General features: G+C 66.9%; 10 protein-coding genes. 5 read left to right on the top strand and 5 right to left on the bottom strand.

From position 1 onward, the window contains the following. Window positions 1-292: 292 nt before the first annotated feature. Window positions 293-526, bottom strand: coding sequence for a hypothetical protein (locus tag ACWGI8_RS11670; protein WP_453660039.1), 234 nt, complete (start codon window positions 524-526; stop codon window positions 293-295). 125 nt (window positions 527-651) lie between these two features. On the opposite strand from ACWGI8_RS11670, the gene ACWGI8_RS11665 reads away from it, so the two are divergent. The 3 genes from ACWGI8_RS11665 to ACWGI8_RS11655 all read left to right on the top strand — a co-directional run bounded on the left by ACWGI8_RS11665 (window position 652) and on the right by ACWGI8_RS11655 (window position 5582). Next, window positions 652-1473, top strand: coding sequence for a helix-turn-helix domain-containing protein (locus tag ACWGI8_RS11665; protein ID WP_453660037.1), 822 nt, complete (start codon window positions 652-654; stop codon window positions 1471-1473). Further along, a complete protein-coding gene (locus ACWGI8_RS11660) occupies window positions 1470-1685 on the top strand; it encodes a DUF397 domain-containing protein (RefSeq protein WP_453660035.1) in 216 nt (71 codons plus the stop codon). Before ACWGI8_RS11665 ends, ACWGI8_RS11660 begins: the two co-directional genes overlap by 4 nt. 357 nt (window positions 1686-2042) lie before the next feature. Further along, window positions 2043-5582: an nSTAND1 domain-containing NTPase gene (locus tag ACWGI8_RS11655; RefSeq protein WP_453660034.1), complete on the top strand. Its 3540-nt coding sequence runs from the start codon at window positions 2043-2045 to the stop codon at window positions 5580-5582. Between the two features lies 1 nt (window position 5583). Here ACWGI8_RS11655 and ACWGI8_RS11650 read toward each other — a convergent pair whose 3' ends face one another. After that, a complete protein-coding gene (locus tag ACWGI8_RS11650) occupies window positions 5584-5883 on the bottom strand; it encodes an NIPSNAP family protein (protein ID WP_453660033.1) in 300 nt (99 codons plus the stop codon). A gap of 130 nt (window positions 5884-6013) precedes the next feature. Beyond that, window positions 6014-6208: a hypothetical protein gene (locus ACWGI8_RS11645; protein ID WP_453660031.1), complete on the bottom strand. Its 195-nt coding sequence runs from the start codon at window positions 6206-6208 to the stop codon at window positions 6014-6016. Between the two features lie 674 nt (window positions 6209-6882). Here ACWGI8_RS11645 and ACWGI8_RS11640 point away from each other — a divergent pair. Continuing rightward, on the top strand, window positions 6883-8631 hold the full coding sequence (locus tag ACWGI8_RS11640; RefSeq protein ID WP_453660030.1) for an HNH endonuclease: 1749 nt from the start codon (window positions 6883-6885) through the stop codon (window positions 8629-8631). 308 nt (window positions 8632-8939) lie between these two features. Then, window positions 8940-9686 carry a hypothetical protein gene (locus ACWGI8_RS11635; RefSeq protein ID WP_453660028.1) on the top strand — a complete coding sequence of 249 codons (747 nt, stop codon included), beginning with the start codon at window positions 8940-8942 and terminating at the stop codon, window positions 9684-9686. Window positions 9687-9860: 174 nt separating this feature from the next. Here ACWGI8_RS11635 and ACWGI8_RS11630 read toward each other — a convergent pair whose 3' ends face one another. Both ACWGI8_RS11630 and ACWGI8_RS11625 read right to left on the bottom strand, forming a co-directional pair. Further along, the gene (locus ACWGI8_RS11630) at window positions 9861-11108 is read right to left on the bottom strand and encodes an XRE family transcriptional regulator (protein ID WP_453660026.1); all 1248 of its coding nucleotides are present in this window, start codon (window positions 11106-11108) and stop codon (window positions 9861-9863) included. Between the two features lie 158 nt (window positions 11109-11266). Then, on the bottom strand, window positions 11267-11602 hold the full coding sequence (locus ACWGI8_RS11625) for a winged helix-turn-helix domain-containing protein (protein WP_453660024.1): 336 nt from the start codon (window positions 11600-11602) through the stop codon (window positions 11267-11269). Between the last annotated feature and the right edge of the window lie 405 nt (window positions 11603-12007).

Genomic DNA, 12007 nt, shown 5'->3' with positions numbered 1-12007 from the left:
CACGACTGCTCCAGTGGTTCAGCTCTCGGAGCCGCTCGCTCAGCTCCCGGAACTGTGGCCGTCTGTCTCCCAGTCGCGCCGGTTCCAGAAGCGTCGGCGGCCGGTCACCTTCCGGCTCCAGGACCGGTTCGGGTTCCACAGGCGGCCCGGCTCGAACGACCAGCCCTTCCCGCCCGGCGATCCAACGGGCGTACTGCCCACTGCCCTCACTCATCAGGCAACTTCCTCAAGCCTGCCAATACCCGCAGCATCAGGCGCTGTTCCTCAGGGGTGAGCGCTTCCGTAGCCTCGCTCATCGGCTGGTTCCCTCGGGCCGTAGAGCCGCAGCGAGCAGGCGGGCAGTGGAGAGGTTGCAGCGCCCGAGGTCGATCCGCGGCACCGGCTGGTACCCGGCGAGCGTCAGAGCGTCCAGCCCCAGCGACGGCAGCGTGATGCCGGCTTCCTTGAGCGCCGTCGCGAGCTCCTCCCGTACGACCTCGGCCTGGCCGATTCCGTCCATTGCCGATTCGAGTTGGTTGTCCGTCATTCGCCTGCTCCGGTCAGTTGTTACGTGCTGTACTCAAACCATCACCATGCGCAGGCGGCTTGACCAGGGCCGACGCGTTGTCGGCGCGCACGGCAGCGCAAGCGGCTGAGGGGGAAGAGGGACCGATGGAAGTACAGCCGGACGAGAACGAGGACTCCGCGCGGGGCGCACTGGGCAGCACGCTCCGGTTCCTCCGCGAGAAGGCGGGCAAGACGCTGAGTCAGCTTGCCGAGGACACGAACTACGACAAGAGCTACCTGTACCGGTTGGAGGCTGCGGAACGCATCGCCAAGCGGCCGGTCATGGAGGGCCTGGACGCGTACTACGGCACGGGGGATGTGCTGGTCCGGCTGTGGAAGCTGGCCCGAATGGAGGTGTTCAAGGACCAGTACAAGGCGTTTATGCGGCTTGAGGCCACGGCCAATGTGATGCACATGTACACACCCGGTATCCCAGGGCTGTTGCAGACCGAGGCGTACGCCAGGGTCTCCCTGTCCTTGTGGCAGACACAGGGTGATGAGGAGGAGCTTGAGGAACAGGTCGTCGCACGCATGGGCCGACAGGAACTGCTGCATCGGAAACCCCGGCCGATTGTCCGCGCGATCATCGACGAGGCGGCGCTACGGCGTACCGTCGACGACCCGAAGATCTGGGACGACCAGCTGATGCATCTCATCTATTCGGCCGCCCAGCCGTCAATCACCATCCAGGTGCTGCCGTTCAGCGCGGGCATTCATCCCCTCAACAGGGGCTCGCTCCACTTGCTGTGGCAGCCGGACGGCACCTCCGTTGCCTATCTGGAAGGCAATACATCGGGCGAATTGCTTGAGGAACCGGAAGACATCCTCAAGTACCGCTTGGCTTACGATCGGATCCGAGACACGGGGCTCACGCCACTGGACTCGGTGGCGTTCATCGAGCACATCCTGGAGGAACACCGATCATGAGCCGCACCCTCGACCTTGGTGCCGTCACCTGGCGCAAGTCGAGCTACAGCGACGGCGGAGCGGACAACTGCGTCGAGGTCGCCGACGGTATCCCCGCCGTTGTCCCCGTCCGCGACAGCAAGACCCCGCACGGCCCCGCCCTCCTCTTCCCGGCCCCCGCCTGGACCGCCTTCCTCGCCACGCTGAAGGTGAACGGACCTATGACTACCTGAGGCGATGTCAGCCGAGCACCTTGGCGATCGCCAGAGCGATCCGCTCGATCCAGTTGATCGCGTCAGTCACGTCCGCGTCGGAGATGGCGGCGCTTGAGGTCTCCGCCCCCGACCGGATCCCATGTCGGCGACAGTGCAGGGCATTACCGAATCCACGCCGGTGTGACCTGCTGTGGCCGGATCCGGCACGTACCGTTGAACGCGCCCTGGCTGCCCCGGAAGATGACCATGTGCCCTTCCCATTCGTGGTGAGGGCCGAGGAAACGCGGTGCCGGTTCTTCGGGGCCGGCGGATCGGGGGCAGGGGAGTGTCGGCGGGTAGTGACGCGGTCGTGAGTGGTGCCGGATGAGACGCCGCATGCAGGTCGCGCTTCAGATCATGCTGGCGCTGGTCGCCTGCTTACTCGGTATCGCCACCAACTACGCCACCAGCACTGACGATGCGCCATGGGTGTTGGAGGTCATCCAGCGGGCATCCGTACCGGCCATCGGGCTGCTGGTGGTGGCCATGGTGGTCGGGCAGGTTGTCGTGTACCGGCTGGAGAACCCCGCGCCGCCGCAGGTCGACTGGCCGCGAGACCGGGTTCCCTACCCTGGGCTGGACGCGTATGACGAGGACGAGGCGGCCGTCTACTTCGGCCGGGAGGCGCAGGCCGCCGAGCTGACACGCAGGCTGCACGCCACCGTGACACGGCCTGCCGACCGGTTCCTCCTCCTGGCCGGAGCGTCCGGCAGCGGGAAGTCCTCACTCGTTCGGGCCGGGGTTCTGCCCCGGCTGCGGGAGCGTCGCTGGACGGTCGTGCCGCCGTTCTCGCCCGGCCCGAATCCACTCGGAGCCCTGGCCGCGTCACTCGCGGTCGCCGCCGGAGGGCAGGAAACGGCTGGCGTCGTGCTGCGGCGGCTGCGCCAGAGCCCGGACGGCCTGCGGGCCGAGCTGTCCCGGCTGCGCGGAGGACGGTTCCGGCGGACACTTGTCGTCGTCGACCAGTTCGAGGAGCTCGTCACCCTTGCGGGGGAGAGGGAACGAGCCCAGTTCTTCGCCGCCCTGCGCGCCTGCCTGGAGCAGGAAACCTCGGTCCGGGTACTGGCCACGCTCCGCGTGGACCTCCTGGGGCGGCTCCTCGGCACCGAGCACGCCGAACTCGTCCAGCACCCCATCGCGATCGGCACCCTGGGCAGGGCACAGCTCGCCGAGGTGGTGGAGCGCCCCGGCGCCCTGGTGGACCTCTCCTTCGCGCCTGGCGTGGTCAACACGATCGTCAACGAGACGGGCACCGACGACGCCCTCCCGCTACTCGCCTACCTCCTCCAGGAGCTCTACTTCGCCTCCGGCCCCGGCGGAACCGTCACTCAGGAGCTGTACCGGCAACTCGGCGGTGTACCGGGCGCCCTGGCGCGGCAGGCCGACAACACCGTGGCTGGTCTCGGCACGAGCGACGGCATCGACTTCGTCCTGCGCGTGTTGCTGAAGTTCGTCACCGCGGAAGGGCAGGAAGTCACCCGCCGCCACGTGCCGCTGCCCGAACTCACCGACCGGGAGAGGCACGTGGTGGACGCGTTCATCGACGCCCGGCTGCTGCGATCCGACGCTCGCGGGGATGCGGCTGGCGCCCAGGAGGCATACGTACAGGTGACACACGAAGCCCTGTTCCGCCAGTGGGCTCCGCTGCGGCAAGAGGTCGAGGCCAGGGCCGAGCGGCTGCGAGAGCGCGCCGAGCTGGAGCGGTGGGCCGAGGACTGGGAGCGGTCCGGGCGCAGTACCGACTACCTCCTCGCCGGCGAACGGCTCACCATCGCCCAGCGCTGGCTCGAAGCCCTGGACGAGGCCGGTCAGACATCGGCGCCCGCCCGCGCGCTCGTCGAGGCCTCACAGCGCCAAGACCTGGCGTTCCTGAGCCGCGTCTCCGACAGCATCGGCCGACAGGCCCTCGGCAGCGCGGAGGCCGAGCCGGAGCGCGCACTGCTCCTCTCCCTGGCTGCGCTCGGCGAGTGCACGCCGACGCCGTCGGCACGGCGGAGCCTGATGGCGGCGCTGGCAGCCAGCCACCCGCGTATCCGGCTCGACGGGCACACGGACACCGTCCGAGACATCGCCTGGTCGCCCGACGGACGGCTGCTCGCCACGGCGTCCAGGGACGGCACCGCCCGCCTGTACGATGCCCGGTCGGGGCGCCCGCTCCACGTCCTGCCGTCCGATGGTGCGATGGTTGAGTCCGTCGCCTGGTCGCCCGACTCGGCGCAGCTGGCCACCGCGGGCCGGGACCACGTCGTACGGATCTGGGACGCCGCATCCGGCGATCCCGTCCGGCTGCTCACCGGGGCCGGGGACATCGGCAGGCAGGTGGCCTGGTCGCCCGACGGAGTGCACATCGCCGCCACGTTCAAGGACCACGTGGTACGGGTCTGGGCGGCCGCGACCGGCCGGCTCGTGCACGAGCTGCGCGGGCACAGTGACGACGTCTGGGGCGTCGCCTGGTCCCCGGACAGCAGCCGTCTCGCCTCTGCGTCCCATGACCAGACGGTGATCGTGTGGGACCGGACGGCGGGCACGGCCACCGTGACCCTGACCGGGCACACGGACTTCGTCGAGGGCGTCGCCTGGTCCCCGGACGGCCGCCGGCTCGCGACCGGCTCGGGCGACCACACGGCCCGCATCTGGGACGCGGCGACAGGGGACCTCCGGCTCCTGCTACGCGGCCACACCGACTACGTGTGGAACCTTGCGTGGTCGCCGGACGGCCGCATGCTCGCCTCCGTCTCCTCCGACCGGACGGTACGCATCGTCGGCACCGAGGACGCGAAGGTTCTTGCTGTGCTGCGCGGACACACCGACACCGTGTGGGGCGTGACCTGGTCCCCCACCGGCACACAGCTCGCCACCGGCTCGACCGACGGCAACGGGATCGTGTGGGACCTGCGGCCGCGCGGCGCCGAGGCCGTACTGGTCGACGGGCACGACGGGCCGGTGAACGAGGCAGCCTGGTCCGGCGACGACAGTCGCGTCGCCACCGCCTCGGACGACGGAACCGTGCGGGTCTGGGACGCCACGACGGGTGTTCCTGCCGGGCCCGTGGTCACACTGGAGGACCGGGTGTGGAGTGTGGCCTGCTCGCCGCACGGCGACCGGCTCGCGCTCAGCACCAACGACGGACTGCTCCGTGTCGTGGACGGGGCGGGCCGCACACTCTTCGAGCAGCACGCGGCGGTCGTCGAAGGGTGCGCCTGGTCCCCGGACGGTCGGCGGCTCGCCACCGGCGGGCACGACGGCACCGTACGCGTCCTGTCGGCGCAGGGCGGCGCTGAGCTGATGAAATTCGCGGAGCACCAGGACTGGGTGGGGCGCGTGGCCTGGTCGCCGAGCGGGCGACTGCTCGCCAGCTGCTCCGACGACCGCACCTGCCGACTGTGGGACACCACCGAGAGCAGGCAACTCACCGTCCTGCGCGGGCACGACAACTACGTGGAGGACGCCGCCTGGTCCCCGGACGAGACGCGCGTCGCGACGGCCGCCGGGGGCTGGACGGCCGCCGCATGGGACGCGGTCACGGGGCGCCGCATCGAGGTGCTGAAAGGCCACGAGGGGCGGGTCCGCGCCGTCGCCTGGTCGCCCGACGGCCGGTATGTCGCCACCGGTTCCGACGACCGCACCGTACGGGTGTGGTCCGCGGCCACCTTCGAAGAGGTCGCCGTGGTCGGCGTCCACCAGGACAAGGTGACCTCGGTGGCGTGGTCCCGTGACAGCGCGCGGCTGCTGACCGGGTCCGCAGACGGCACGGCCCGGGTGTGGGCCGCGGAACCGGACTACGACCGTCTGGAAGCAGTCGCGCGGGGTCGGGTCTTCCGCACGCTCACGGAAGAGGAACGACGGCACCACATGCTGCCGCTCGACCAGCCGTGAGTCAGTAGACCTGCTCGACCGTGTGGTCGTCGGTGTGGACGAGGTAGTCGTCCGGGTCCAGGTTCATCGCCTCGCGCTCGGGCGACGACCAGTACAGCGCGTTGCGCTCCGCGAAAGTCTCGGGACCGTCGTAGGAGATCAGCCACACGAACTGGTTGCGCTCCCGGTCCACCCACGCCCCGCCGATGGTGAAACCCAACTCCAGGCGCAGGGGGACGATTTCCGCTCGCCATCGCTCTACCCACTCATCGAGCATGCCGTCCCGGACGCTGTACGTACGCAGCTGTGTGGTCCTGGGCATTCCGGACAACCTCCCGGCGCTCGGTTGTAGTGGCACACAGCCTAGGTAGTGGCATCCGTCGCGGGATGTTCTCCAGGGCCTTCCTCGCCACGCTCAAGGGGGTATGGTTCACCGACTTCCTGAAGTGTCGTCAGCCCAGCACCTTGGCGATGGCCAGAGCGATCCGCTCGATCCGCTCGATCCAGTCGATCGCGTCGGTGACGTCCGCGTCGGAGATGGGGCGGCGGCGCTTGAGGTCGCTGTCCAGCAGGTCCGCGTCGTGGGCGATCCTGTTTCGGCGGTCGGTGATCGAGTTGTACTGCTGCTTCAGAGTCTGGGCGTTCATGGCCGTCGCGAAGCCGGTCGTCCATGCTGCCCTTCCCCCGTATTCACCGTACGATCCTGAGCCTGCTCAGCTTACGCATCACGGGCATTGTGGCGGCTCGACTTCGTGCAGCCCGCTGGGTGTGCACAGCTGCCTGCCTTGCCAGCAGCTGAGCGTCACGCGTGCGGCCTGCCGCTGGCCCACAGCACGCGCGGCGACCGAGAACCCGGTCTGCCGTCGCCGCGGCAGTCCTACGAGGTGCCACACCCACGAGCCTGTCGACGCCCATGGCTACTCACCCAAAACGGCGTGGAGCCCCCGCGGGGCGCAAACAGGAAAAAGACCTCCCGCTCAGCGTTTCCGCTGGTCAGAAGGTCTATCCGGAAGTGCCCCCGGCAGGATTCGAACCTGCGCACACGGCTCCGGAGGGCATGTCAAGAAGATCTGGTACACCGCTGCTGACCTGCGTTTATGCGGCGAGACGACGTTGCTGTGATGGGGCTCTATCGCGTACCGTGCGCGGCCGCTCCCGCTCGCCCGATCGAGGCCCAGTCGCAGGCCAACTGGGGTCGCCCAGCTTTCCACCTGCCCTCACAAAACCTCCGGCCAGCCTCGGTACGTGCATCCATATCGCGATGCTGCCCCCAGACCTGGCAAGATCTGTGCCGCAGAGCGAGGCCATCAGGGGAGGCTCGGTGGGAAGCCAGCTGCGTGTCGGTGAAGTGCTGCGGTCTGCCCAGAACAGGGACCCGGCGATACCGGTCATCGATGGGTACCGGAACATCCACCACGTTACGGCTTCCCGGAACCTGGCTCAGATCCAGCTGAGCAAGGGCATCAACCCGACCGCCAAGGTCAAGGCGCCGGAGGGGCAACGCCGTCCCGCGATCCTGATCCGTTCCAGCCCATGGAAGGCTGGGACGGCCGAGACTCCCTGGCACGACGCGTTCGACCTGGACAACGGCCACGTACGCTACTTCGGAGACCATAGAGTCGACCACACGGTGCCCGTGGGAAGCACGCAGGGCAACGCGGTGCTGTTGGAGGCCTTCGCAGAGCATCGGGCCGCCATCGCGAAGCAGCGTGCTCTCGCCGTACCGCTGCTGGTCTTCGCAGCGGTTACTCGCAACAAGACGCCCAAGGGGTACGTCGAGTTCTGTGGCGTGGCCGTCATTGAGCGCGCCGAGCAGATCGAGCAGGAGGACAAGGGGAGGCCCTTCCCCAATTACCGCTACGACTTGGCCGTCTTGGACCTGAGTGCAGAGGACAATCGGGTCGACTGGGCTTGGATTGGGGCCCGGGGCAATTCCGGGCTCTCGGCCGCCGATGCGCTCGAGCACGCTCCGCTTTCATGGCGCGCCTGGGTGGAATTCGGAAATGCGGCGCTGCCCGATGTGCGCCGGCAGACACGCCGTTCTGAAGGAGACCGGGTTTCTCGCCCGCACTCGGCCGAGGACGGCCGCGAGTCGCCGGGACTGTTTCCCGCGCCCCGCCGGCCGGACGGCACCGCTTCAGCATCCTCCGGCGCGACTGGGTCGGGGGAGAAGCTGACCGCAAGCATGCTCCTGGACATGCTCAGGAACCTCAAAGTCCACCAGAAAAACGGCCGACCCAGTAGGCACAAACCACTGGCCTTGCTGTGGGGAATCTCCAGAATCGCCAACGGAAAGCCTCCTCTCGCACCGTGGAGGCAGTTCCGCGACGAAGTAGGAGGGCTGCTCACCGAGTTCGGTCTTCCCGAGTCCTCCGTGACCCCCGAGTACCCTTTCTGGCACCTGCAGACGAGTCAACTGTGGGATGTACACGGCCTCTCGCCCGAGCAGTCCGCCAAGCCCCACGCCGCAACATTCGACCGGACCAACCCTGAGGCCGGCATGACCGAGCAGGCAGCGCTCCTGCTGGACGATCCCTTCGTGCGGTCGCAGGCGGTCGCTGTCCTACGGGAGACCTACCTTGCCGACATCGACCACCATGCACTGATGGAGCGGTTGGGGCTGGCCGGTTACGAAAGCGCAAGTGGCGTCCCGGACGACATAGAGGGGCAGGAGACGGAACTGGACCCCGCCTCACGGCGCACGGTGACCCTTTCTCGCATCGTCCGCGACCCCGAGCTCACGGCCACAGTGAAAAGACTGCACGGCGACCACTGCCAGGTCTGCGGCTTGCGGCTGCCGACCCGATTCGGCACCTACAGTGAGGCCGCCCACATCCGCGGCCTCGGCCGCCCCCACAACGGCCCGGACAAGCTTTCGAACCTGCTCGTCCTGTGCCCGAACCACCACGTGCAGTTCGATGCACTCGCGATTTATGTCGACACCGACGGCACAGTTCGCACGACCGCAGACGATGTCTCCATAGGCGAACTCCGCCAGCACTCCGCCCACCAGATCAACGACGCACACCTCCGCTACCACCGCGCCCTCTGTGGCAGGGACTACGACTGACCGCGCGGTCCTGCTGATCGTCCTTACGCGTGGTTCCCGCTCGATCTGATGGGGGGACCTCTTCGACCCGAATGCGATCAGGGTCCTGGTGCTTGTCTCGGAGCCGCTGACTGGCTCGTTCACTACCGGCACTTGTCCATCGCTATCCGGGCAGTCCTGCCCCGTTTGGCCCCCGCCGCTCCGCTCTTCATGCAGGTCTGACACTGTGCCGCAGTGCGCGCTGCTGTAAGGGCTCACGTGAGCCAACGAGCTGGATCGCCCTTCGGCGAGCTTGAGCTGAGGCGGCATCGGTCGAAGGAACCCAGCCGGTGGAGCAACGGCACACCCACGAATTGATGAATGGTTGCCATTACGAGGCAGTGCCGCCGATGCTCCTCACTATGCGATTGCTCATGACCATTGATACAGGCGACCTTGATCGTGCCGCTCTGGAAGGCGTATTCAAAAATATTGGGTGGGGCGTGGCCAATGATGAATTGGGGCAGAGGAAGCTTCGCGAGATCGTCGAAAGCTATCCGAATACCGTGAGCGAGCTGATGCAGGGTGCACCGCAATTCGTCATCAATCGCACGGCCAGAATTTGGGGGACTGTGTCCATGGAGAACCCAAAGAGAGCTAACGTTCGGCTCGTTGCTGAAACGCCGTCGGCACTGCGGGAGGGAGCCGAGGCTCTGGTCGAGAGGCTGTCCGGAACGTTCTCATTCGACCCCTCGGAGGTTGTAATCCGTCGGCAAGACAGTGAGATTGAGCTGCAAAAGGGAAGTATCGAGCACGTCGCAGGCCTGGGATGGGTTCAATATCTGAAAGCGCTCCGACGTCGAGAGGGTAAGCTAATTGTGGTGACCGTGCTCGGCTTCGCAATCTGTCTCATTGCAGGGGCTGTTATGTTTGCCTTCAAGGATGGCGACCACACGTCTAATTGGGCATATGCGCGTCAGGCGGTTGATCGCATTTCGACGGCATTTTTGATCGCGGCCGTGACAACCGTGATCAACTCTTTGTTTGAGTACAATGAATGGCGGTCGGCGAACTATAGAATCAAATGGGGTGTTTGATGCCTGAATTGCGCAACGTCAGCGGCGATGGTGCAAATTGTGGCACGGATGCCGTGAATGGGGGAGTCGCTCACTGGTAGACATTCACACGTCGGTCCCCGCACGCGACTGTCAGAGTGCCGACGCAGGAGCGGTCCCCAGGAGCGCTATTGAGTGAGCTTGCCTATGAACGACTCACCGGGGCAGGAAGCCGGGCTTCAGCTCAGCGAGTGCGCGGAGCCGTGCAAGGTAGTCCTGTGCCGCTGGTTCGGAGCTGTACCGGCGCCGCATCTCGGCAGCGAGCTCGCGGCTGGTCATGATGAGCGACGGCACCGACTGACGGTCGCCTTCGAGAGCCCGTTCTCCCATGGTGAGTGCCTGTTCCAAGTCGCCTTCACGTGCCGCCGTGACTCCGAGCGTGACGCGTGCTTCCGCGTTGCGCATCGGTGAGCGCTCGGTTCCGTCGAAGTCTGTTCCCGCCCTCAGCACCTCTTCGGCGAGCGTGCGCGCTAGCTTGTCCTCACCGACCAGGCGATAGCAGTCCATCGCGTAGAAGTCGAACTTGGCGGGGTCCACTACAAAGTGGTTGTCCAGGTTCTCAGGGTGCGGCATCGCTTCGAGCATCCGCCGCCCCTTGTCGAGGGCCACCTCAACCTGCCGGCGGTCCCCGAGCCGCGCCCACGCCTTGGCTTCCTGTGCGGCGAGCTGCACTGCCACACCGTGGTGCTGCGCTCTGTCCGCTCCGGCCTGCGCTGCCGCGATGACGCCGCGGTAGTCGCCGGTCGTGAGAGCGAACCATGCCCGCATCTCGTGCGCCCACCCGGCCACCTCTGCGTGGTCGGCTTCGGTCGCGAGAGAGAGGGCAGCGCGGCGTGTCGACTCAGCGGCGTGACGGTCGCCCGTGTCGTACTCGACGCAGCCGACGAGTAGAGCGAGCCAGCCGGACAAGGCGAGCACCTCGCGGTGCTGTGCGAGCGTGAGGCTCTTCGTGTGAAGCTCGACGACACGGCGAAGCCACTGCCGCCCCTCGATGAGAAGCTGTTCGCTCGGCATGAATGGGTACTCCGAGGCGAGCCGATCCGTCGTGATCCGGAGAGCATCAAGCGTGGCGTTGTCGACGTCGGACCGGTTCAGGCGGCTCACGATCTCCAGCGTCTCCATCCCGCTTGCTGCCAAGATCTCCTTGTCTCCATCTCGGCGCGAGGGGGCCGGGAAGAGCGCATGCGTCACGGTCCCGAAGACGGCTGCAATGATCGGTTGGTAGAAGTCGTTTGGCATCTGACCTGACTCCCAGCGCTTCCACTGGCGAATCATGCTGTCTTCCGCCGGCAGCTCCGTGGGAGCGTGCGCCCGCAACGCCCTGACTGCCTCACGCTGCGACCAATCGCGTGCCGATCGCTCAGCCGCGATGCGCCGCGCCCATGCGGGCCTGTCGTCGGTCATGTGCCCTCCTCCGAGTGCCTACTCCGAGTCTCACCCGCGAGCCGGGGGGACAGGGAAGGGGACAGCGGGGTGTCACCGGACAAGTCCCCACCTCTGCTTCGTCGTCCCCCCGTTGTCACTTATGTCTCAACTCCCGTCCCTCGCATGCTGGTTGCAGATCACACACCATCCGGGGTGGAGCGCTCTTCGAGCACTGCAACCCGTTCAGCCAACGCCTGAATCTGGGAGCGGATTTCCTTGATGTCGTCGCGCACGTCGCTGGTGGGGGCCGACCCGTCGCTGACGAAGTTCCCGAGGTTCCCGGCCGAGACGATCAGTCCCTCGGCGCGGAGTGCTGCCAAGCCGTTCTGGATGGTCTGGCTGGCGAACCCGAACCGGTCCATCAACTCTCGCTGCGACGGGAGTTTGTCTCCGGGCTTCATCTTCTTGATGTCTTCGCGGAGCGCGTCCGCGACCTGCGCCGCTTTCGGCTTGGGTCCACCTGTGACAGTCATGCTCTGAGCGTACCCACCACAGCGAACTAGAGCGCATCACCGCACAAGGCTTGTGCACCACAGCAGACTAGTGCAAACTAGTTAGCAATGGTTATCTCGATCTCGGGGTGACAGCCGCTTGACCTGCATCAACGCCCGGAGGGCTCCGTGAAACGGGCTCGAAGGAAGCGACGGATCTTTGACAACTGAATGGGGATCATGCCGCCTCTCCTCGGCCAAGTAGGCGGCCACGCGGTCTCCGCGTGAGGTACAGCGCAACCCGACCTTTCCGCGGTGCTTTGGCGCTGTGGCCGGTTGCCTCCTCCGCCCGTCCGGCCACGTGTCGTACGGACGGGGCTGAGGGGAGCCGGAGTCCCTGGTTCCAACGGCTCGCGGCCCCGCGGCTCGAACACCGGGGCAGCGGGT

The organism is Streptomyces sp. NPDC054841, assembly GCF_053611045.1.
The sequence above is the reverse complement of the archived record's forward strand: the minus strand, read 5'-3'. Positions and strand labels throughout refer to the sequence as shown.